This window comes from Microbacterium resistens NBRC 103078, assembly GCF_001552355.1.
Lineage (GTDB): Bacteria > Actinomycetota > Actinomycetes > Actinomycetales > Microbacteriaceae > Microbacterium > Microbacterium resistens.
The window spans coordinates 1-22,046 of sequence record NZ_BCRA01000002.1 but is presented as its reverse complement, the minus strand read 5'-3'; the positions used below and the strand labels follow the sequence as shown (position 1 = coordinate 22,046).

Below are 22,046 nucleotides of genomic sequence, written 5' to 3'. Positions count from 1 at the left end.
CACGCGCGCCGCCGCTCCCGTCCGGTGGTCGGCGGACGGGGACGGCACCATTCGTCCCCGCCCGCCCGTCTCGATCAGATCCGGCGCATCCGGCCCCAGTGCCACCAGGGGATGGAGAAGCCGATCTGGTCCGCCCAGCCGAAGAAGTGCTTGCTGCGCGGGTAGTACATGCCGTACCAGAACAGGGGCACCCACTCCGTGTCGCGGGCCCACACCTCCTGGAGCCGGCGGTAGTGCGCGCCGCGCTCCGCGAGCGTCGTGGCCTCGCGCGCGGCCTCGTAGGCGGCGTCGACGTCGGCGTTGGCGTGGCCGGCCATGTTGTTGCGCCCGGCGCTGGAGTACTTCGTCGCCGTGATCTCCGGATCCGGAGCCATCGAGCCGCCGACGATGATGAGGTCGAACTCCCCGCCCCGCCGGACGATCGAGGCCCAGTCCGGGGAGGACAGGCCGTCGTACGTCACCGCGAACCCGACCGCCTCGAGCTGTCGCGCGACGATCTCGGCGAGCGGCTTGTGCCCGAAGAACATGTCCATGTAGTACAGCCGGATGTCGCCGCGGCTGCCGTTCGCGTCCTTCGTCAGCCCGGCCTCGTCGAGGAGGCGCTCGGCGGCCTCGACGTCGTGCGCCGGCGCCTTGGCCTCGGGGTTGAACGCCCACTCGCTGCTGCCGAGGAGGTAGTGGTCCCACGCCTGCGAGACGCCGGGGTCGCCGAGCCGATCGATCTCGCTGCGGTCGACCGCGTGCGCGATCGCACGACGGGCGCGCTCGTCCTTCCACCGCTCCTGGCGGTGGTTGAAGTCCAGCAGGGCCATGCCCGGCCCTTGGCGGGTCATGATCTCGGCCTCGGAATCCTCCGGGACCAGGTGCAGGCGGTCGCGGGTGAGCGTGTCCTGCGGCACGATGTGCGCCTCGCCGCGCGCGACCATGCGCACGCACTCGTCCCGGTCCGGCACGATCTTCAGGATCAGCCGGTCGATCGCCGGCTGCGGACCCCAGTGGTCGGGGACCGCCTCCATGATCACGTGCTCCCCGGGCGTCCAGTCGACGAGCCGGAACGGTCCGGATCCGACCGGCTTCAGGTTGTGCGGGTTGGTCGACCAGTCGGTGCCCTCGTAGAGGTGCGCGGGCAGGATGTGGGCGAAGATGAAGTTCCCCAGCAGCACCAGGAACCCCGAGTTGGGCCGGGAAAGGTGGTAGTCGACGGTGTGCCGGTCGACCTCCTCGATGTGATCGACGTCCTGCAGGAACATCGCGCCGGTGTAGCCCATCTCCTTCGCATGGCTGTGGGTGTAGGCCACGTCGTGGGCCGTCAGGGGCGTCCCGTCCTGCCACCGCGCCGCCTTGTTCAGGTGGAACCGCCAGCGCCGCGCGCCGTCGAGGCACTCCCAGTGCGTCGCGAGGTCCGGGAACGGGTTGATCTCGTACCACTCGTTGAGCACGACGCGGTTGTAGATGTTGTTGCACGCCAGGTATCCGGCGCTGCCGGTGGTGTTGCGGTAGACGTCGTTGAACTCGAGGGCGTCGTGGGGTGTGGCCACGATGAAGTCGACGCTCATCATCCTCCTTCTCGGGGAACCCGCCGCGGCTGCGACGGGAGGTTCATGCCTCGGCCGGGCACGGGGCCGCGGGACTGTCCGGTGTCGGCCAGACCGGCAGCGGCGCGCGCATGCGTGCCCGCTGGAGAGCCGGGTCCGGGACGGGGACCGCGGCCAGCAGGGCGCGGGTGTACGGGTGTGCGGGATCCCCGATGACCTGCGCGGCAGGCCCCGCCTCGACCATCTGACCGCCGTGCATGACGCCGATCCGGTGGGCGAGCTCGGCGACCACGGCCATGTCATGCGACACGAAGAGGTACGAGACGCCGCGCTGGCGCTGGAGGTCCCGGAGCAGCTCCAGGATCTCCGCCTGCACCGACACGTCCAGGGCCGACACCGGCTCGTCCAGGATGATGAGGTCCGGGTCCACGGCGAGCGCTCTGGCGATCGCGATGCGCTGCCGCTGTCCTCCGGAGAACTCGTGCGGAAACCGGTCGACGGCGTCGGCGGGCAGGCGCACCTGGGCGAGGAGCTCGGCGATCTGGCCCGGCCGGTGCGCGAGCCGCTGGATCCGGCGCGGCTCGCGCAGGATGTCGGCGACCGTCATCCGCGGGTCCAGCGACGTGTACGGGTCCTGGAACACGACCGACACCGCCGCCCGGAACCGGCGCCCGGCGGCGCCGCGCACGCCGGTGACGTCCTCCCCGCGGAAGCGGACGCTCCCGGCCGTCGCGCGCTCGAGGCCGAGGATGGTGCGCAGCAACGTGGTCTTCCCCGATCCGGACTCCCCCACGACCGCGAAGGTCTCTCCGGGACGCAGATCCAGAGACACCCCGCAGAGCGCGTGGACGACCGCGCCCCGGCGCCGCGGCCGGAAGTGCGTGACGAGCTCGCGCACCTGCAGCAGGGGCTCGGCCGCCGACGCGGCGTCGGCGGCGGGAACGGGAGTGGGACGATCCATGTCAGGCCTCCTCGATCGCGCCGTGCCGGCTGAGATCGGGCGCGAGCGAGAGGAGCTTGCGCGTGTACTCGTGGGCCGGTGCCGTGAAGATGTCCTGCACGTCGCCGCTCTCGACGATCCGTCCCGCCTGCATCACGACGACGCGATCGGCGATGCCCGCGACCAGGGCGAGGTCGTGCGTGATGAACAGCATCGAGGCGCCGGTGCGCTCGCGCGCCGCGGCCAGGGTCTTCATCACCTGCGCCTGCACCGTCACGTCCAGCGCGGTCGTGGGCTCGTCGGCGATGATGAGGTCGGGATCCATCGCCATCGCCATCGCGATGACCACGCGCTGGCGCATGCCGCCCGAGAGCTGGTGCGGGTAGGAGGCCAGCACTCGTGCCGGGTCCTTGATCGAGACGCCGGTCAGCAGCGCCGTCGCCCGCTCGTCGAGCGCCGCCCCGGTGATCCCGGACATCCGGAGCTGGTCGGCGAACTGCCGCCCGATCGTGAGGACCGGGTTCAGCGAGGTGGAGGGATCCTGCAGCACCATGGCGATCCGTCTGCCCCGCAGGCGACGCCACTGCTCGAAACGCAGCTCCATGAGGTCGATGCCGTCGAACCGCAGCTCCCCGCTCGCGACCGCCGTCGGCGGGAGGAGTCCGACGAGCGACAGCGCGGTGAGGGTCTTCCCCGAGCCCGACTCCCCGACGAGCGCCGTCACGCTGCCCGGCGCCAGATCCAGGCTGATCCGGTCGACGACGGCGCGCCCGGAGAACTCGACCGAGAAGTCACGGATCTCGACGAGCCGGCCCGTCTCCGGCGGGGCGGACGCCCGCGGGGTCGCGCCGCGGCGGGTCCGGCGACGGGCGCCCCCCATCGGTCGTGCGTCGAGGGGGTTCACGGGGGCGGACTTCGGGTTCACGGCGTCCCGCAGCCCCTCGCCGATGTAGTTGACCGACAGCACGAGCAGGATGATGAGCAGCCCCGGGAAGTAGAACAGCCACGGCCGCGTCAGCACCGCCGACTGCGCGTCGGCCACGAGGCGGCCGAGCGAGGTGTCCGGAGGCTGGACCCCGAAGCCGAGGAAGGACAGCCCCGTCTCGGCGAGGATCGAGGCGCCGAACAGCAGCGTCGCCGCGACGATGATGTGGTCCGCGACGTTCGGGATGAGGTGGCGGAACATGACGCGGAGGGAGCCCGCTCCCATGGTGCGCGCGGCGTCCACGTACGGCAGCGCCCGGAGCCCGAGGACGACTCCGCGGACCAGGCGCGCCATGGACGTCCACATCAGGACGCCGAGCACGAGCGACAGGGCGAACCAGGACACGCCGCCGGCCGGCACCACGGATCCGAGGAAGGCCGCGATCGCGAGGGTCGGCAGGGTCAGGGTGAGATCGACCAGCCGCATGATCGCGGCGTCGACGGCGGCGCCGAGGTAGCCCGCCACGACGCCGAGGACGGTGCCGATGACGGTGGCCACCACGGTCACGCTGAAGGCGATGAGCAGCGACTGCTGCAGCCCGCGGAGCACCTGGGCGAACTGGTCGCGGCCGAGCTGATCGGTGCCCATCGGGTGCTGCAGGCTGGGGCTCGCCGACAGGTCGGGAGTGATCTGGCCCGCCGCGTACGGCCACAGCGGCGGCACGACGATCGCGACGACGACGAGCAGTGCGAGCACGCCGAGGGCGACGATCCCGGTCCGGTGGCGCAGGAACCGGCGCAGCACGACGCGGAACTGACCGCTGCCGTCCGCCGCGGCCGTCGCGACGAGCTCGGTCTTGGGCGAGCGGTTCGACGGCTCAGTGAGAGACATAGCGCACCCGGGGGTCGAGGACGAGGTAGAGCAGGTCGGCGATCAGGTTGAACAGCACGACGGCGGCCGCGGCGATGAGCAGCCAGGCCATCACCGCGTTCGTGTCCCGCAGCGTGATCGACTCCAGCAGGAAGACGCCCATCCCGCGCCACTGGAACACCGTCTCGGTGATCACGGCGCCGGAGAACAGGGCGGGAAGATCCAGCGCGACGATGGTGACGATGGGCACCAGCGCGGGCCGCACGACGTACGACCAGACCACGGTCCGCCGGGGCAGGCCCTTGAGCACGGCGAAGCGGACGTGGTCGCTGCCGAGGCTCTCCGCCACGGCCGTGCGCTGATAGCGGCTCCACACCGCGTAGTGCACGAGAGTGAGGACGATCGTGGGCAGGACGAGGTGGGCGGCGCTGTCCAGGAACGAGGCCAGCGGGTCGGTGGGCGCGGGGATGGAGGTCGCCCCGACCGTAGCGAAGACCTGGTATCCGGTCAGCTCGTTGAACCCGATCCCCCACTGCTTGAGCAGGACGGCCAGCCAGAACGAGGGCAGCGCCAGCAGGACGAACGCCGTCGGGGTGAGCACGACGTCGGGCCAGCGCCGCTGCCGCAGCGCCGAGACCGTGCCGGCGAGCACCGCCAATACGAGGGCGATGACGACGGCGACGCCGACGAGCTGAAGGCTCACGCCGATCCGGCTGCCCAGCTCCGCGCCGATGTCTCTGGCGGGCTGCACCGAGGGGCCGAAGTCCCCTCGGAGCAGTCCGCCGAGCCACAGGACGTAGCGCTGGGCGATCGGGAGATCCAGGCCGAGACGGTGCTCCTCCGCGGAGATCACGCTCTCCGACACGGGCGGCTGGCGATCGCGCAGCTCCGCCAGCGGGTCGCCGGAGACGCCGACGATCACGAAGATGAGCACCGTCGACAGCAGCAGCACCATGAGCGCGCTGCCGAATCGGCGCAGGATCATCCCGACCATCGCGTCAGCCCGCCGCCACGCGGTCCGCGGTCGCGACGGGCCGGATCCGGCCCCAGTGCCACCACGGGACCGTGTACGCCACCTGGTCCGACCAGCCGAAGAAGTCCGTGCTGCGGGCGAAGTAGGTGCCGTACCAGAACAGCGGGACGTACTCCACGTCCCGGGCGAGGACGGTCTGGAGCTCCCGGTAGTGCTCCCCGCGCTCGGGGATCGTCAGGGCCTCCCTGGCCCGCTGGAACGCCGCGTCGACCTCCGGGTTCGCGTGCCCGCCGACGTTGTTGTCGCCGCCGGTCGAGTACTTCGTCGACATGATCTCCGGGTCCGGGGTCATGGATCCGCCGATGATGATGAGGTCGAAGTCGCGGTCGCGCGTGATCGTGTTCGCCCAGTCGACAGAGCTCAGCCCCGACCACGTCACGTCGAAGCCGACCCGGTCGAGCTGGTCCGCCACGATCCGTGCGAGCGGACGGTGCCCGTCGAACGTGTCCATGTAGTACAGGCGCAGGTGGCCGCGGCGTCCGTCCGCGCCGCGCGTCATCCCGACCTCGTCCAGCAGTTCCTCGGCGCCGGCCGGATCGTGCGCGGGCGCCTTCGCCTCCGCGTTGAACGCCCAGTCCGTGCTGGCGAGCAGGTAGTGGTCCCAGGCCTGCGAGATGCCAGGGTCGCCGAGCGCGTCGATCTCCGAGCGGTCGACCGCCTGGGCGATCGCCCGGCGGGCGCGCACGTCCTTCCACCGGTCCTGCGCCTGGTTGAAGTCGAGGAGGGCCTGTCCCGGTCCGCGGTCGAGCATGAGCTCGATGCCGGCGGTCGCGCCCTCCAGCAGCGGCAGCCGGTCCTTCGTGAGCGTGTCCTGCGGGAAGTAGTGCGCCTCGCCGCGGGCGAGCATCCGCACGCACTCGTCGCGATCGGGGACGATCTTGAGGATCAGCCGGTCGATCTCGGGGCGCGGGCCCCAGTGGTCCTTCACCGCCTCCATGACGATCCGGTCGCCGGGGATCCACTCGGCGAAGCGGAAGGGCCCGGATCCGACCGGGTCGAGGTTGTGCGGGTTCGTCGCCCAGTCGGTCCCCTCGTACAGGTGCGCGGGGAGGATGTGGGTCCAGACGAAGTTCCCGAGCATCACGAGGAAGCCCGAGTTCGGGCCCTTCAGGTGGTAGTCGAGGGTGTGGTCGTTCACGATCTCGATCGCTGCGACGTCCTTGAGCATCCGCCCGCCGGTGTAGCCGTTCGCGATGGCGTGGGTGTGGGTGTAGTGGACGTCGTGCGCCGTGAGCGGGGTCCCGTCGTGCCAGCGCGCGGCCTGGTTCAGGTGGAAGCGCCAGCGACGGGCGCCGTCCAGGCACTCCCAGTGCGTCGCGAGGTCGGGATACGGGTGGATGTCGCTCCACTCGTTGAGCACCAGCCGGCTGTACAGGTTGTTGCACGCGATGTATCCGGCGCTTCCGGTCACGTTGCGATACACGTCGTTGAATTCGACGGCGTCGTCCGGGGTCACGACGATGAAATCGGTGGTCAAGGGGTCACCTTTCGTAGGGGTCGAGCACGCAGCGTCCGATGTCGTGCATCGGGAGGACCGCGCGGGCCGGGCTGCGTCGGCCGGCCCGCGCGGAGTGCGTCATTCGGCGATGCCCCACTGCTCGATGTTCATCGTCACGCCGTACTTGCTCGGGTCGACGTGGATGTTGCGGTACTTGTCCGCGTAGGCGGCCATGTTGCTGTAGGCGAAGAGCGGCATCACCACGCCGTCCTCGAGGAGGAGGAGGTCGAGCTCGTTCATCAGCTCCACCTGCTTCTCCTCGTCCAGCTCCGCCGAGGCCCGGGCGAGCAGGTCATCCACCTCGGGGTTGCTGTACCCGAAGGAGCGGGGCGCACCGGTGCCGTACCACTGCTGGATCGAGAGCGGTCCGAGATCGAGCGCGGTCCCGGTGGCCATGATGTCGAACGAGCCCTCCCGCAGCGCGGGCGAGTAGCGGGCGCCGTCGGCGGGGTCGATGACGATCGTGATCCCGATCTCCTTGAGCTGCTGCTGCGCGATCACGGCGATGTCCATGCGGGTCTGGTCGGCGGCGTAGGTGAGGAAGGTGAGGTCGCGCAGCGGCGAGCCGTCGGGGAGCAGGAGCTTTCCCCCCTCGATCGAGTAGCCGGCGTCCTCGAGGATCTTCGTGGCCTTCTCGACGTCCCCGATCCCCATGCCGACCTTCTCCGTGTTGGGACGGTAGGCCTCGACCCCGCCGATCCGCTGCCCGGGGACGTAGACGGCGCTCTGCATGAGCGGGACGTCGGGCGCCGCCTGCCCCGCGGTGCGGGCGTACATGTCGGAGAAGTTCATCGCCGTGTAGATCGCCTTGCGAAGCGCGGGGTCGCTCATCACGTCGCCCGTGGTCTTCATGCCGAGGTGGGCATAGGTCAGCGTCGCACCGATGCTGTACGTGGTGCTCGGCATCGTCTTGACCTGCTCGACCGTGTCGACGGTCGGGTTCATGTAGACCATCTGCACCTCGCCGCTCTGCAGGGCCGTGACCTGCTCGCCCTGGCCCTTGATGTAGCGGATGATGACCTCGTCCAGGTGCGCGGGCTCGCCGTACCACTTCGGGTTCTTGGCCAGGGTGAGGGAGATCCCCTCGGTGTACTCCTTCACGATGTACGGGCCGCCGGAGAACGCGGGGACGTTCTGGCTGAAGCCCTGGTTGAAGGAGGTCGCGAGGTCTCCGTGCCCCTCGGCGATGTGGGCCGGAAGGAGGTAGTTGAACAGCGCGCGCCACTGCGAGAACGGCTCGGAGTAGACCATGGTGACGGTCTTCCCGTCCTCGCTGCCGGTGACGCTCTCGATCGAGTCGTAGCCGTCGGTGAAGGCCGCGAGGCAGTCCGGGCAGCTCTCCGGGTCCTGGACCGCCTGGGTGTACGCGAAGTCGTCGGCCGTGATCGGAACGCCGTCGGACCAGACCGCGTCGTCCTGGATCCGGTACACGACCGTCATCGGGTCCGTCTCGGTGACCTCGGCGGACTCGAGCAGCGCCTCGTTGAGGACGACGGAGGTGTCCGGCTGGCTGAGGAAGGGGTGCGGGTACATCGGCCACTGCTGCTGGCGCTGGCCCGTGGTGTCCCCCGCGGCGGACAGCGGGTTCCAGTCCTCCATCGGCGACGTCGCGGCGAAGGTGAGGGAGCCTCCGTCGGCGACCGTCTCGACCGGGGCGTCGGTCGCCGCGCCCGTGTCGCCGGACGTCGAGGGAAGCGGTGCGCATCCGGTGAACGCCAGCGACAGGCCGGCGATCGAGGCGGCGACGGTCAGTGCGGCACGGCGGCGCCGGGAGGGGAAGGGGCTCCGGGACCTGGGCATGACATCCTCCTTTGGATTCGGGTCGCGATCAGGAGGGACACGGTCGGGTCGGCCCTTGGCAGATCACTTGGTCGGATCCTATGATCGGCCAAAGAGGAACTACAAGACCAATATGTCCCCGGACATAAAGGAGGACGATGGAGGATCCGACACCCCTGGATCTCCTGCGCAGCCGCATGACCCTGCGGACCACGGCGGCGCTCACGCAGACGGTCGCGGACATGATCACCGCGGGCCTTCTCGCGCCGGGCGACCGGCTGCCGACCGTGCGCGAGGTCGCCGAGGACTGCGGGATGAGCAGGTCCGCGGTGGGCGAGGCGTGGCGCGAGCTCGGCGCGAGAGGCCTCATCGAGACCCGCCGCCGCGGGGGGACCGTGGTCCTGGGCAAGCCGCCCACACCGCGGGCGCTGCGGTACGAGAGCATGATCCGGAGCACCGTCAGCGGCGTGCGCGACCTCGCGAACATCCGCACCGACGGGCTGACGTACCCCGACCTCTCCCGCGCCATGGCGTGGTCCGTGACCCAGCCGCGGCTCCACGAGCCGTTCGCGGAGCCGATCACCGCCGAGCTGGAGGATGCGGTGCGCCGGACCTGGCCGTTCGAGCCCGAGCGCTTCGTGACCATGCACGGGCTCATGGACGGCGTCGAGCTCGCGCTCTCCCTGCTCGTCAAGCCCGGGGACGCGGTGATCGTCGAGTCCCCCACGCACGGACGGATCCTCGACGTCCTCGAGGCGCTGGGCGCGCGGGCCGTCGCCGTCGAGTACGGCGTCGAGGGGCCGGACCTCGTCGCACTGCGCCGCGCCCTCGTCAGCAAGCCCGTGGCCTTCGTGTATCAGCCGACCGGCCAGATGCCCTCCGGCCGCTCCGTCACGGCGGGATGGGCGGAGGCCGCCGCCGAGTTCCTGCCGGACACCCTCCCGATCCTCGAGCTCTCGCAGTTGTCGCTGCTGCATCCGGAGCACGTGTCGCTGGGGAGATTCCGGCCGCGACAGGTCACGCAGATCCGCTCCTACAACCTCTTCTTCGGCGCCGACATGCGCGTCTCGGTCGTCGGCGGGACCTCGGAGCTCATCGACGCGATGTGGATGCGGCTGACGTACTCCACGCGCTTCGTCAGCCGCCTCGTGCAGGGCGCGCTCGCCTTCCTGCTCACCGACGACGCGTCGCGGCGAGAGCTCGACGCCCTGTGCGACGGCGTGCGCGACCGGTTCCGCCTCCTCGCCGACGCCCTGCGGGCGCGCGGAATCGAGGTCGAGCCGTCCGCGGGCCCGTGCATCTGGCTGCCGGTCCCGGACGACCACTCGGTCTGCACCCGGCTCAGTCAGCAGGGGATCGCGGTGCACCCGGGCCGCTTCTTCCAGGCCGCGCCGTTCCCCGAGGAGCGCGTGCACGTGAACAGCGCCGCCGTGGACGGGGACCACGAGGAGGTGGCGGAGCTCATCGCGGCGGCGTGCCGGCCGTTCCCCGTCCGGTGAGCGCGCGGCGAGTAGTCTCGTCACGTGCGACTGGGAGTGCTCGACATCGGATCCAACACCGTGCACCTGCTCGCGGCGGACGTCCACCCCGGTGGCCGCCCGCTCGCGACCACGAGCGACCGGTCGATCCTCCGCCTCATGCGGTTCCTGACGCCGTCCGGCGCGATCAGCGAGGAGGGCGTCGTCGCGCTGGAGACCGCCGTCACGCAGGCCCGGCGCGTCGCCGAGGCGGAACGGGTCGACGCGCTGCTGGCGACGGCGACGAGCGCCGTGCGGTCCGCGTCCAACGGACCGGAGGTGATCGCCCGGATCGAGGCGGCGCTGGGGCAGCCGCTGCAGGTCCTCGCCGGCGAGACCGAGGCGGAGCTCACCTACCTCGCCGTCCGGCGCTGGTTCGGGTGGTCGGCGGGGAACATCCTGCTCTTCGACATCGGCGGCGGATCCCTGGAGCTGGCCGCCGGATCCGAGGAGCTGCCCGACCTCGCCGTCTCGGCGCCTCTCGGGGCCGGGCGCATGACGATCGGGTTCCTCCCCGACGACCCGCCGGGCGAGGACGCGGCCGAGCACCTGCGCGCGCATGCGTCCGAGGTGATCGCCCCGATCGCGGAGCGCTTCGCCGCCCTCCCCTCCCCCGACCACGCCGTGGGCTCCTCGAAGGCGATCCGCTCCCTGGCCCGGCTCGTCGGCTACCAGGCGGTCGGGTGGTCCGGATCGGAGCGGCTGCTGCTGCCGCGCACCGCCCTGGGATCCTGGATCCCGCGACTCGCGCGCCTTCCCGCCTCCGCACGGCAGGAGCTTCCCGGGATCACGCCGGACCGGACCTTCCAGATCGTCGCCGCCGCCGTCGTGCTGCACACCGCGATGACCGCCCTCGACGTGGACGAGCTGGAGGTGTCGCCCTGGGCGCTGCGCGAGGGCGTGCTGCTGCGCTACATCGAGCAGCTCGCCTGGAGTCCCGCTCCCGCCCCGCACGCCGCGCACGCCTGATCTGGCGCCCCGCGGGAGCGCGCGAAATCAGGCAGACGCGCGAGCTCAGGCGACATCTGCTGCCATCTGCCTGATCCCGCGCGTCTGCCTGATTCGGTGCAACCCGATGACGCTGGGCGAGGCGTACGCTAAAGGGCCAGGCGCGCGCGGACGACGTCCGCGAGGCGCTCGGCGAAGGCGTGGGCGGACTCCGCATCCGCGGCCTCCACCATCACGCGCACGAGCTGCTCGGTGCCGGAGGCCCGAAGGAGCACGCGGCCGGACTCGCCGAGCTCGGCCTCGACCTCGCGCACCGCCGCGGTCACGACCTCGTCGTCCGTGCGGGTGCGATCCACGTCCGTGACGTTGACGAGCACCTGCGGGTAGACGGTCATGACGGACGCGAGCTCCGCCAGCGTCTTGCGCTGACGGGCCATCTCGGCCACGAGATGCAGGCCCGTGAGGAGCCCGTCGCCCGTGGTGGCGAAGTCGCTGAGGATCACGTGCCCGGACTGCTCGCCGCCGAGCGAGAACCCGCCGGCGTTCATGTCCTCCAGAACGTAGCGGTCGCCCACGCCGGTCGTGCGCACGGTGATGCCGTGCTCGCGCATCGCGACGTGCAGCCCGAGGTTGCTCATCACGGTCGCGACGAGCGTGTCCTGGGCGAGCTTGCCCCGCTGCTTCATCGCGACGGCCAGGATCGCCATGATCCGGTCGCCGTCGACGACGTTGCCCTCGGAGTCCACGGCGAGACAGCGGTCGGCGTCTCCGTCGTGGGCGATCCCGACGTCCGCCCCGACGCGCACGACCTCGGCCGCCAGCTTGTCCAGATGCGTGGAGCCGACGCCGTCGTTGATGTTGATGCCGTCCGGGTCCGCGCCGATCACGGTCACCTTCGCCCCGGCGTTGCGGAACGCCTCGGGCGAGGCGCCGGAGGCGGCGCCGTGCGCGCAGTCCAGCACGACGTGGATGCCGTCGAGGCGGTGCGGCAGCGACGCCAGCAGGTGCATGACGTACCGGTCCTCCGCGTCCGAGAAGCGCTGGATGCGCCCCACGTCCGCGCCGGTCGGCTGGAGCTTCGGGCCCGCCATCGCGGCCTCGATCCGCTGCTCGACGACGTCGGGGAGCTTGACCCCTCCGCGAGCGAAGATCTTGATGCCATTGTCGGGCGCCGGGTTGTGCGACGCCGAGATCATGACCCCGAAGTCCGCGTCCACGTCCGCGATGAGGAACGCCGCCGCCGGCGTGGGCAGGGTGCCGGCGTCCAGGACGTCGACGCCCGAGGAGGCGAGCCCCGCCTCCACGGCGGCGCTGAGGAAGTGTCCCGAGATCCGCGGGTCGCGGGCGACGACGGCGGTGAGCCGCTTGCCGGCGGCCCTGCGCGCCTCGGCGATACGGCCCTGGCCCAGGACGACGGCAGTCGCCTGGGCCAGGGTGAGCGCGAGATCGGCGGTGAGGGGGCCGTTGGCCAGCCCACGCACGCCGTCCGTACCGAACAGTGCCATAGAAGGGACTGTGAGGATCAGCGCTTCGAGTACTGAGGAGCCTTGCGGGCCTTCTTGAGACCGGCCTTCTTGCGCTCGATGACGCGGGCGTCGCGCGAGAGGAAGCCGGCCTTCTTCAGGACCGGGCGGTTGTTCTCGGCGTCGATGTTGTTGAGCGCACGGGCGATGCCGAGACGCAGGGCGCCGGCCTGGCCCGAGTCGCCGCCACCCGAGATGCGCGCGATGACGTCGTACGCACCCTGCAGGTTCAGCACCGTGAACGGGTCGTTGATCAGCTGCTGGTGCAGCTTGTTCGGGAAGTAGTCCTCGAGCGTGCGGCCGTTGACCGTGATGGTGCCCGAGCCGGGGACGAGGCGCACGCGGGCGATGGCCTGCTTGCGGCGGCCCACGGCGGCGCCGGGGACGCTCAGCACGGGGCGGGGCGCGCTCTCGACGGCCTCGGCCTCAGGGGTCGAGGTGGTGAAGTTCTGCGGGAATTCGGTGGTGTCCTGGATGTCAGCCACGAGTATGTCCTTATCTGGGCGGCGCTTACTGGGCGACCTGGTCGAGGGTGTACGTCTTCGGCTGCTGCGCGGCGTGCGGGTGCTCGGCACCCGTGTACACCTTCAGCTTCGCCAGCTGCTGGCGGCCGAGGCTGTTCTTCGGGAGCATGCCGCGGACGGCCTTCTCCACGGCGCGGACCGGGTTCTTCTCGAGCAGCTCGGAGTAGGCGACGGCCTTGAGCCCGCCCGGGTGGCCCGAGTGGCGGTAGGCGATCTTCTTCTGGAGCTTCTGGCCCGTGAGCGCGACCTTGTCCGCGTTCACGATGATGACGAAGTCGCCGGAGTCGATGTGGTTGGCGAAGGTCGGCTTGTGCTTGCCGCGCAGGAGCGCTGCGGCGTGCGAAGCCAGACGGCCGAGGACGACGTCGGTGGCGTCGATGACGACCCAGTCACGCTGGACCTGCCCGGCCTTCGGGGTGTAAGTGCGCGTCACGATAGTGCTGCTTTCTTGATTCGAACGGAGAGGTTCGTGAATCCCGCTCCGGGGCGCTTCGACCGTCGGGACCGTTTCCGGTCCTGCACCTGCCGAAGGGCGCCAGTGGAGGGCTCACGTTCGTGCGCCCCGCCCCTCGGACACGCCGAGGCATGGGGCACCAAAGGGATAGCTTACGGCATCCGACCGTCTTCCCCAAATGCCCCGGTTCAGCCCGGCTCGGCGACGACGAGGATCGGACGGTGGTCGCTGGACCCCTGAGCGAGGGTCCGGATCTCCCGGATGTCGAAGCCGATGGACGTCGCGAAGTCGTAGTGCCCGCGGAACACCCGGTACCGCGTGTACGTGCGCTCGTCGCTCAGGGTCAGGGTGTAGCCGTGGTCGCGGACGGCCTGGCCGAGGTTCTCCTTGAACACGGGGTAGTTGTAGTCGCCCACCATCAGGATGGGAAGGCCGTCGCCGAGCTCCGTGAGGGCGTCCAGCGCCGCCCGGATCTGATGGCGGCGCAGCGAGTTCAACGCCGTGAGGGGCGCCGCGTGGAAGGACGCGATCACGAAGTCGCCGCCGCTGTCGATGTCGCGCAGCCGCACGCCGAGCACCCGTTCGTGCGCGGGGCGCAGGACGCGGTCGTGCAGGGACTTCTTCAGTTCGAACGCGCGCACCTCCCCCACGCGGAAGGTGTTCTCCCGGTGGTAGACGGCGAGCCCGAGGCGGTTCCCCTGGGTGGCGCGGGCGAGGACGAGCCCGCCCAGCCGCTCCGGGAGCGCCTGGGTGTCGGCCTCCTGCAGGCAGAGGAGATCCGCCGCGTGCACGTCGGCCAGGTCGTGCAGCTCGCCGGCGGCGCGGTGCTTGCGCAGGTTGTACGAGATCACCCTCATCGGCACCCACGCTACTCCGGACTCCCGGACGTCCGGTGGGTCAGCCCCACCGGAGGCCGAGGACGCCGGGTCCGAAGCCGTGCCGGAAGGCGTGCGCGGTCCGCCCCAGCAGGAGCGCCGGCGAGGAGGTCTCCGGCGCGCCGTCCCGCTCGACGTACTCCTCGCACCAGTCGGGTTCGGCGCCCTCGGGGAAGATCACCCAGATCAGCGTCTCCCGGGAGGGCCGCGCGGTGCCGTGCCAGGCGCTTCGGCGGGGCGGATACCCCGGCGGGAGGCGTTCGGTGAACTCGATGAGGGCGGTCTCGCCGGCGACGACCGGCTCGTCGAAGGCGATCACGATGCCCGACAGCAGTCCGCCGGGGTGCCGCCACTCGCGCGCCATCCTCCCGCCGCGCACGTCCTCGATCACCGGGGTGACCTCGGTCTCCTCGGGTGCGACGTCGATCAGCGGCAGCTCCTCGACGACGCCGCGGGTCACCTGGATCAGGGCACGCGTCGTCGTCCGTTCGACCGCGCCGTCCGCACCGACGTGCACCGTCATGTGCGTCGACAGGTCTCGGATGGCGGCCTGGGGCGCCGCTCCCAGCGCGGCGAACGTCTCCTCGGTCTCGCGCCGCTCCCGCTCGGCGTCGAAGGGCACCTGCGGCGCGGGGACCGCCCCCAGCCGGGCGAACGGAGACACCAGACGCGAGAGCGACCCCGGATCCAGCCCGAGGATGCGCTCGAGGTCCTCGATCGCGCTCAGCGACGTCGCGCTCTCGGGGTGACGGGCCCCGGAGCGCCAGTAGCTGAGCGTCGTGACCGACACCGGGTTGCCGTTGTCCCGGAGACGGGCGTGGAGGCTGCTCAGGGACAGCCCGCTGGCGGCGATCGCCTCGCTGAGCGCACCGGCGAAGCCCGTGTCGGCGTCGTCGCGTTCGTCCATCACAGTCCCCCGGCGTCGTGTGAAGAGGCTTCGAGTAGCTTCACCCTACGGCCACCGCCCGCCTGGGACGGGCAGGTCGTCTCCGGCGACGCGAGCACTGGGGCCGTCGCCGGGGCACCTCCCCCGCCCCGGTGGCCGGTCGGGGGACCGGCCGCCGGGGACCGCCGTTCCGAGCCGGATGCCGGGGGTCAGTCGATCGGGTCGTCCCGATCTCGACGGTTCCTGGTCTGCGCGGCACGCGCCGCGAGCAGCTCGTCCGCGGGGTACCCGACCTCCGCGAGGGTGAGCCCGCGCGCCGCGAGCACCTTGAACGCGCTCGTCCTGGTGAGCTCGTCGCGCAGCCGCACGAGGTCGCCCGGGCCCAGACGTCCCTCCCCCACCGCGGCGCAGGCTCCGACCAGCGCGCGCACCATGCTGTGACAGAACGCGTCCGCCTTGACCTCCGCGACCAGGACCCCGGCGTCGTCGCGCCGCCAGCGGTAGTCCAGGAGCGTGCGGATCGTCGTGGCCTCCTCGCGCGCCTTGCAGTACGCCGCGAAGTCGTGCAGGCCGATCAGCCCGCGGGCGGCCTCGTCCATGGCGGCGACGTCGAGCTCTCCGCGGATCGAGGTCGTGTCGTGCCGGGCCAGCGGGTCGTACCCGCTCACGTCATCCGCGAGCCGGTAGCGGTATCGGCGCCAGACCGCGGAGAACCGGGCGTCGAAGCCCTCCGGAGCGATCGAGGTCCGCGTCACGGTGGCATCGGCGTACGCCCCGAGCACCCCGCGCAGCCGGCGGGCGAGCGATCCCGCGGGATCCTCCGCGTCAGGCCCCCGGCGCGCACGGACGCGGGCCCACTGCGTCTCGTCGAGATCCACGTGGGCGACCTGGCCGCTCGCGTGCACCCCGGCGTCCGTGCGCCCCGCGACCACGAGCTGCGCCTCCGATCCGACGATCCGCGCGAGGGCCTGCTCGATCGTGCCCTGCACGGTGCGGAGCCCCGGCTGCCGCGCCCACCCGCGGAAGTGGGTGCCGTCGTAGGAGATGTCGAGGCGGATGCGCACGAGTCCAGGGTATCGAGCGGCGGGACGACGGCGTCTCCGCGTCGGCCGACCGCGCTCCGGCGGATCCTCGCCGCGAAGATCACCCTGGGACTGCGTGTCAGGTTGTGCGAGACTGAATCGCACGAAGCCGGTCTCGGGCGACCGCGCGAATCCCGAACGCAGTGTTGCGATCCGAAGGAGATCCCATGATCCGCAGTCCCCACCCCGACATCGAGATCCCGAACGTCTCGATCCACGAGTTCCTCTTCGGAACCCTCGACGACGCGCGCCTCGACACGACGGCGATCGTCGACGGCACCTCCGGCGCCGAGACCACCTATCGTCAGCTCCTCGCGCAGATCGACCTCTTCGCCGGGGCCCTCGCCGCCCGCGGGGTCGGCGTCGGAACCGTCGTCGGCGTGCTCTGCCCGAACATCCCGGCGTTCGGGACCGTCTTCCACGGCCTGCTTCGCGCCGGCGCCACCGCGACCACCATCAACTCCCTCTACACGGCCGAGGAGATCGCCGCGCAGCTCACGGACGCCGGCGCCGAATGGATCGTCACCGTGAGCCCGCTGCTGCCGGGCGCGAAGGCCGCCGCCGAGAAGCTCGGCATCGCCGACGACCACGTCATCGTGCTCGACGGCGCCGAGGGCCATCCGTCCCTTCCCGCGCTGCTCGGCGAGGGGCACGCCGCGCCGGACGTCTCGTTCGACCCGGCGACGCACCTGGCCGTCCTGCCTTACTCCTCCGGCACCACCGGCCGACCCAAGGGCGTGATGCTCACCCACCGGAACCTCGTCGCCAACGTCGCCCAGAGCAGCACCACGATCAGCCTCGGCGAGGACGATCGGGTCCTCGCCGTGCTGCCGTTCTTCCACATCTACGGGATGACCGTGCTGCTGAACTTCGCGCTTCGCCAGCGCGCCACGCTCGTGACGATGCCGAAGTTCGACCTCGCCGAGTTCCTCCGCGTCGCCTCCGAGCACCGCACGTCGTGGGTGTTCATCGCCCCGCCGATCGCGGTCGCGCTCGCGAAGCACCCGCTCGTCGACCAGTTCGATCTCTCGGCGGTGAAGGTCGTGTTCTCCGGTGCGGCGCCGCTCGACGGCGCCCTCGCCCGCGCCGTCGCGGAGCGGCTGGACTGCACCGTCTGCCAGGGATACGGGATGACGGAGACGAGTCCCGTCGTCCACGCGATCCCCGTCGACCGACCCGACATCGACCGCTCCAGCATCGGCGTCCTGCTGGCGAACACCGAGGCGCGCATCGTCGCGGAGGACGGCGGCGACGTCGTGGTCCCCGCCTCCGGGACGAGCGATCCCGGCGAGCTCCTCCTCCGCGGGCCGCAGATCATGGTCGGCTACCTGAACCGCCCCGAGGCCACCGCCGAGATGCTGGACGAGGACGGCTGGCTGCACACGGGCGATGTGGCCACGGTGACCGCGGACGGCGTGTTCCGCATCGTCGACCGCCTGAAGGAGCTCATCAAGTACAAGGGCTACCAGGTCGCCCCGGCGGTGCTGGAGGCGGTGCTGCTCGAGCACCCCGCCATCGCCGACGCCGCGGTCGTGGGGACTCTCGACGAGGACGGCCAGGAGGTGCCGAAGGCGTTCGTCGTCCTCCAGCAGGGGGCGCAGCTCGACGCGGACGGCGTCATAGCCCATGTCGCCGCGCACGTCGCCCCGCATGAGAAGGTGCGGGTCGTGGAGTTCATCGAGCAGATCCCGAAGTCGAGCTCGGGCAAGATCCTGCGCAAGGACCTCCGCGTGCGCTGATCCCGCCCGGACGAGCAGGAGACGCAGAAGGGCCCCGCCGTACGGCGGGGCCCTTCTGTCGGAGGGAGCGGCTTACTTGCCGGCCTCGGTGAAGCCGGCGGCCTCGGCGGCCTCCGCGGTGCGGAACCACACCTCGGCGACGGTCGCGTCGTACCACTGGCCGTCGGGGCGGTGGTACTTCATCGAGTCCTTGTTGCCCTTGATGTCGAAGCCCTCGGGAGCCGAGCCGTCCTCGAGCGGAGCGGCGGAGTCCTCGCCGAAGCCGCCGTCGACGAGCGCGGCGGGAGCGGCGGTCTCCTCGGCCTCGGTCGCCTCCTCGACGACCTCAGCGGGGGCCTCCTCGGCCTTGGCGGACTTGTCCGCCTTGGCCGCGGGCTTGGCGGCAGCCTTCTTCTTGGGCGCGACCGGCTCGAGGACGAGCTCGATCACGGCCATCGGGGCGTTGTCGCCCTTGCGGTTGCCGACCTTCGTGATGCGGGTGTAGCCGCCCTCTCGCTCGGCGACGAGCGGCGCGATCTCGGCGAACAGGACGTGCGTGGCGTCCTTGTCGCGCAGGATCGACAGCACGCGGCGACGGGCGTGCAGGTCACCGCGCTTGGCGAACGTGACCAGTCGCTCGGCGAGCGGACGCAGGCGCTTGGCCTTGGTCTCGGTCGTCTTGATCGACTTGTGCGTGAACAGCGCCGCGGCGAGGTTCGCAAGCAGCAGACGCTCGTGGGCGGGGCCTCCTCCGAGGCGGGGACCCTTGGTGGGCTTGGGCATTGTCGTCTATCTCCTGGATCGGAAAGGGTCGGGTATCAGAAGGACTCGTCTTCGGAGCCGCCGTAGAAGTGGGCGCCGTCGAAACCGGGCACCGAGTCCTTCAGCGACAGGCCGAGCGAGACGAGCTTGTCGCGCACCTCGTCCACCGACTTCTGTCCGAAATTGCGGATGTTCATGAGCTGCGTCTCCGAGAGGGCGACGAGCTCGGACACCGTGTTGATGCCTTCGCGCTTGAGGCAGTTGTACGAGCGGACCGACAGATCGAGGTCCTCGATCGGCATCGACAGCTCGTTCGAGAGGACGGCCTCGACCGGCGCCGGGCCGATCTCGATGCCCTCGGCCTCGACGTTCAGCTCGCGGGCGAGGCCGAACAGCTCGGTCAGGGTCCGGCCGGCCGACGCGACGGCGTCGCGCGGGGCGATCGAGTTCTTCGTCTCGACGTCCAGCACGAGCTTGTCGAAGTCGGTGCGCTCCCCGGCACGGGTGGCGTCGACGCGGTAGCTGACCTTGAGCACCGGCGAGTAGATCGAGTCGATCGGCACCTGACCGGCCTCGGCGTACTCGCTCCGGTTCTGCGCCGCCGACACGTAGCCGCGGCCGCGCTCAATCGTGAGCTCCAGCTCGAAGCGCGCGGTCTCGTTGAGGGTCGCGATGACGAGCTCGGGGTTGTGCACCTCGACGCCCGCCGGAGCGGAGATGTCCGCCGCGGTGACCTCGCCCGCGCCGGTCTTGCGCAGGTAGGCGGTGATGGGCTCGTCGCGCTCCGAGGAGACGACGAGCTGCTTGATGTTGAGGATGATCTCGGTGACATCCTCCTTCACCCCGGGGATGGTGCTGAACTCGTGGAGGACGCCGTCGATGCGGATGCTGGTGACCGCGGCGCCGGGGATCGAGGAGAGAAGGCTGCGACGCAGCGCGTTTCCGATCGTGTAGCCGAAGCCGGGCTCGAGCGGCTCGATGATGAACCGGCTGCGGTTCTCGGAGATCTTTTCCTCGGTGAGAGTGGGACGCTGTGCGATGAGCACTATGTGTTCCTTTCGATCACGTGCCCGCTATATGACACGTGTTGGGTGAGGTGTTGAGTTGTGTGAAGACGGTGCTGACACCCCGGTGCGCCTCCGGTCCGCGGAGGGATCGGAGGCGCACAAGGCGATCAGACGCGGCGGCGCTTCGGCGGGCGGCAGCCGTTGTGCGCCTGCGGCGTGACGTCCTGGATCGAACCCACCTCGAGGCCGGCGGCCTGCAGCGAGCGGATCGCGGTCTCGCGGCCCGAGCCCGGGCCCTTGACGAGGACGTCGACCTTCTTCACACCGTGCTCAGCGGCCTGACGGGCGGCCGACTCGGCAGCCATGCCCGCGGCGTACGGGGTGGACTTGCGCGAGCCCTTGAAGCCCACGCCGCCCGACGAGGCCCAGGCGATGACGGCGCCGGACGGGTCGGTGATCGAGACGATCGTGTTGTTGAACGTCGACTTGATGTGGGCCTGGCCCAGCGCGATGTTCTTCTTCTCCTTGCGGCGCGGCTTGCGCGCGGCGGCCTTGGGTGCAGCCATGAAAGTGTTCTCCTATTCCCTGGCCGCTTAGCGGGCCTTCTTCTTGCCGGCGACGGTGCGCTTCGGGCCCTTGCGGGTGCGCGCGTTGGTCTTGGTGCGCTGACCGCGGACCGGCAGGCCACGGCGGTGACGGAGGCCCTCGTAGGAGCCGATCTCGACCTTGCGGCGGATGTCGGCGGCGACCTCGCGGCGCAGGTCACCCTCCACCTTGTAGGTGCCTTCGATGTGGTCGCGGAGGGCGACGAGCTGGTCGTCGGTGAGGTCCTTGACGCGGATCGACTCGTCGATCTCGGTGGCCTTGAGGATCTCGACCGAGCGGGTACGGCCGATGCCGTAGATGTACGTGAGGGCGATCACCACGCGCTTGTCGCGCGGGATGTCGACGCCGGCAAGACGTGCCATGCGGAATCTCCTGGATGTTGTGGAGGTGTGGAGCAGGATCGGTGCCCGGGCCTCCGCCCCGAGGTGTCCCCCTTGCGGGTTCTGATCCTGCCGTGTGGTCCCGGTCGTTGAGCGAGCGAAGCGAGACGAAACGCCCGCCGCGGACCGGTGGTCCCGGTCGTTGAGCGAGCGAAGCGAGACGAAACGCCCGCCGCGGACCGGATGTTGAGTTGTCAGTTTCTTGCGTGAGAGGTTTCGGCTCGCTCGCGCTGCGCGCGTGCTCGCTCACCCTTGATCCGTCGCGGCTCAACGCTCCTTCGTCGCAGTGAGCCGCACCGCATCAACCCTGGCGCTGCTTGTGGCGCGGGTTGCTCTTGCAGATCACCATGACGCGCCCGTGACGGCGGATCACCTTGCAGTGATCGCAGATGGGCTTGACGCTGGGGTTGACCTTCATGATGTTTCCTGTTCGCTGTCTTCACCGGGCAGGCGCGGACGCCTGGGGTGTTACTTCTCGACCGATCAGCGGTAGCGGTAGACGATGCGCCCGCGGGTCAGGTCGTAGGGGCTGAGCTCCACGACCACGCGGTCCTCGGGGATGATGCGGATGTAGTTCTGCCGCATCTTTCCGGAGATCGTTGCCAGAACCTTGTGGCCGTTGCTGAGCTCAACGCGGAACATCGCGTTGGGCAGAGCCTCGGACACGACGCCCTCGATCTCGATGACACCGTCTTTCTTAGCCATAGCCTCGCTGACGCTTCTGCAGACCGGTCGATCTGCGGTGGATGGATGGGATGGCGCAGGGCCCGCCGGACACGTCCATGGACACGCCGGACCGAGGCGCAAAGCACCAAAGATCTATGGTAGACGCGTTTCCCGCTACGGGCAAATGCGCGATCGCTCCCGCCCCGGGTCGACGACCGGGGCCACGACGACGGCGCCGCCGGGTCGCCCCGACGGCGCCGTCGCGCACGGCGAGGAGGATCAGTCCGCGTCGACCGCACCGGCCTCGTGACGCCGCACGAGGGTGCGCAGCACCAGCACGATCCCGCCGAGGATCGCGGCCCCGCCGAGGAGGAGCGGCCACCCGGAGACGACCCCGCCCGTGACCGCCAGATCGGCGCCGGGGCCGCTCGCAGCCGTGCCGCCCGCGGAGGACCCCGCGGCCGAGGATGCCGACGTGGCGCCGGACGTCGAGGCCGTCGACGACGCGCTCGCGACGG

The 22,046-nt window shown here is 70.7% G+C and carries 22 protein-coding genes; 3 read left to right on the top strand and 19 right to left on the bottom strand.

Features of this window, described 5'->3' with window-relative positions:
- Nucleotides 1–74: 74 nt before the first annotated feature.
- From MR1_RS00270 to MR1_RS00245, 6 genes are all read right to left on the bottom strand, one after another.
- Entirely contained in the window at nt 75–1,556 is a 1,482-nt protein-coding gene (locus MR1_RS00270) for an ABC transporter substrate-binding protein (RefSeq protein ID WP_169797629.1), read from the bottom strand.
- A gap of 43 nt (nt 1,557–1,599) precedes the next feature.
- Complete coding sequence (locus tag MR1_RS19595) at nt 1,600–2,496, bottom strand: ATP-binding cassette domain-containing protein (RefSeq protein WP_067242166.1); 897 nt, start codon at nt 2,494–2,496, stop codon at nt 1,600–1,602.
- A gap of 1 nt (nt 2,497) precedes the next feature.
- Entirely contained in the window at nt 2,498–4,291 is a 1,794-nt protein-coding gene (locus MR1_RS19590) for a dipeptide/oligopeptide/nickel ABC transporter permease/ATP-binding protein (protein ID WP_067242163.1), read from the bottom strand.
- Complete coding sequence (locus MR1_RS00255; protein WP_067242159.1) at nt 4,278–5,264, bottom strand: ABC transporter permease; 987 nt, start codon at nt 5,262–5,264, stop codon at nt 4,278–4,280. The genes MR1_RS19590 and MR1_RS00255 overlap by 14 nt, the downstream gene beginning before the upstream one ends.
- 4 nt (nt 5,265–5,268) lie before the next feature.
- Nucleotides 5,269–6,780, bottom strand: a complete 1,512-nt coding sequence (locus MR1_RS00250) for an ABC transporter substrate-binding protein (RefSeq protein WP_067242157.1) — start codon at nt 6,778–6,780, stop codon at nt 5,269–5,271.
- A gap of 99 nt (nt 6,781–6,879) precedes the next feature.
- Nucleotides 6,880–8,601 carry an ABC transporter family substrate-binding protein gene (locus tag MR1_RS00245; protein ID WP_067242154.1) on the bottom strand — a complete coding sequence of 574 codons (1,722 nt, stop codon included), beginning with the start codon at nt 8,599–8,601 and terminating at the stop codon, nt 6,880–6,882.
- Nucleotides 8,602–8,738: 137 nt separating this feature from the next.
- On the opposite strand from MR1_RS00245, the gene MR1_RS00240 reads away from it, so the two are divergent.
- Nucleotides 8,739–10,079 (top strand): aminotransferase class I/II-fold pyridoxal phosphate-dependent enzyme, encoded by a 1,341-nt coding sequence (locus MR1_RS00240; protein ID WP_067242151.1) that lies wholly within the window; start codon nt 8,739–8,741, stop codon nt 10,077–10,079.
- Between the two features lie 24 nt (nt 10,080–10,103).
- A complete protein-coding gene (locus MR1_RS00235; RefSeq protein ID WP_067242147.1) occupies nt 10,104–11,066 on the top strand; it encodes a Ppx/GppA phosphatase family protein in 963 nt (320 codons plus the stop codon).
- Nucleotides 11,067–11,194: 128 nt separating this feature from the next.
- On the opposite strand, the gene glmM is transcribed toward MR1_RS00235, so the two are convergent.
- The 6 genes from glmM to truA all read right to left on the bottom strand — a co-directional run bounded on the left by glmM (nt 11,195) and on the right by truA (nt 16,371).
- On the bottom strand, nt 11,195–12,550 hold the full coding sequence (gene glmM, locus MR1_RS00230; protein ID WP_067242144.1) for a phosphoglucosamine mutase: 1,356 nt from the start codon (nt 12,548–12,550) through the stop codon (nt 11,195–11,197).
- Nucleotides 12,551–12,567: 17 nt separating this feature from the next.
- Nucleotides 12,568–13,053 carry a 30S ribosomal protein S9 gene (gene rpsI / locus MR1_RS00225; protein WP_067242140.1) on the bottom strand — a complete coding sequence of 162 codons (486 nt, stop codon included), beginning with the start codon at nt 13,051–13,053 and terminating at the stop codon, nt 12,568–12,570.
- Nucleotides 13,054–13,078: 25 nt separating this feature from the next.
- Complete coding sequence (rplM, locus tag MR1_RS00220) at nt 13,079–13,525, bottom strand: 50S ribosomal protein L13 (RefSeq protein ID WP_067242136.1); 447 nt, start codon at nt 13,523–13,525, stop codon at nt 13,079–13,081.
- 209 nt (nt 13,526–13,734) lie between these two features.
- Complete coding sequence (locus tag MR1_RS00215) at nt 13,735–14,403, bottom strand: endonuclease/exonuclease/phosphatase family protein (RefSeq protein ID WP_067242120.1); 669 nt, start codon at nt 14,401–14,403, stop codon at nt 13,735–13,737.
- A gap of 40 nt (nt 14,404–14,443) precedes the next feature.
- The gene (locus tag MR1_RS00210; protein ID WP_067242117.1) at nt 14,444–15,328 is read right to left on the bottom strand and encodes a hypothetical protein; all 885 of its coding nucleotides are present in this window, start codon (nt 15,326–15,328) and stop codon (nt 14,444–14,446) included.
- Nucleotides 15,329–15,516: 188 nt separating this feature from the next.
- Nucleotides 15,517–16,371 carry a tRNA pseudouridine(38-40) synthase TruA gene (truA, locus tag MR1_RS00205; RefSeq protein ID WP_067242114.1) on the bottom strand — a complete coding sequence of 285 codons (855 nt, stop codon included), beginning with the start codon at nt 16,369–16,371 and terminating at the stop codon, nt 15,517–15,519.
- A 185-nt stretch (nt 16,372–16,556) separates the two neighbouring features.
- Between truA and MR1_RS00200 the strand changes: the two genes are divergently transcribed.
- Nucleotides 16,557–18,128, top strand: a complete 1,572-nt coding sequence (locus MR1_RS00200) for an AMP-binding protein (RefSeq protein WP_067242111.1) — start codon at nt 16,557–16,559, stop codon at nt 18,126–18,128.
- 72 nt (nt 18,129–18,200) lie between these two features.
- Here MR1_RS00200 and rplQ read toward each other — a convergent pair whose 3' ends face one another.
- The 7 genes from rplQ to MR1_RS19950 form a co-directional block, all read right to left on the bottom strand.
- Complete coding sequence (gene rplQ / locus MR1_RS00195; protein ID WP_067242108.1) at nt 18,201–18,890, bottom strand: 50S ribosomal protein L17, sunset domain variant; 690 nt, start codon at nt 18,888–18,890, stop codon at nt 18,201–18,203.
- Nucleotides 18,891–18,925: 35 nt separating this feature from the next.
- Nucleotides 18,926–19,915, bottom strand: a complete 990-nt coding sequence (locus MR1_RS00190; RefSeq protein WP_067242104.1) for a DNA-directed RNA polymerase subunit alpha — start codon at nt 19,913–19,915, stop codon at nt 18,926–18,928.
- A 128-nt stretch (nt 19,916–20,043) separates the two neighbouring features.
- Nucleotides 20,044–20,442, bottom strand: a complete 399-nt coding sequence (gene rpsK, locus MR1_RS00185; protein WP_017829189.1) for a 30S ribosomal protein S11 — start codon at nt 20,440–20,442, stop codon at nt 20,044–20,046.
- A gap of 27 nt (nt 20,443–20,469) precedes the next feature.
- Nucleotides 20,470–20,844: a 30S ribosomal protein S13 gene (gene rpsM / locus MR1_RS00180; protein ID WP_067242101.1), complete on the bottom strand. Its 375-nt coding sequence runs from the start codon at nt 20,842–20,844 to the stop codon at nt 20,470–20,472.
- A 319-nt stretch (nt 20,845–21,163) separates the two neighbouring features.
- The gene (gene rpmJ, locus MR1_RS00175; protein WP_005050492.1) at nt 21,164–21,280 is read right to left on the bottom strand and encodes a 50S ribosomal protein L36; all 117 of its coding nucleotides are present in this window, start codon (nt 21,278–21,280) and stop codon (nt 21,164–21,166) included.
- Nucleotides 21,281–21,345: 65 nt separating this feature from the next.
- Nucleotides 21,346–21,567: a translation initiation factor IF-1 gene (gene infA, locus MR1_RS00170; RefSeq protein ID WP_018171468.1), complete on the bottom strand. Its 222-nt coding sequence runs from the start codon at nt 21,565–21,567 to the stop codon at nt 21,346–21,348.
- Between the two features lie 240 nt (nt 21,568–21,807).
- On the bottom strand, nt 21,808–22,046 hold a 239-nt coding region (locus MR1_RS19950), incomplete at its 5' end, for a hypothetical protein (RefSeq protein ID WP_217996155.1).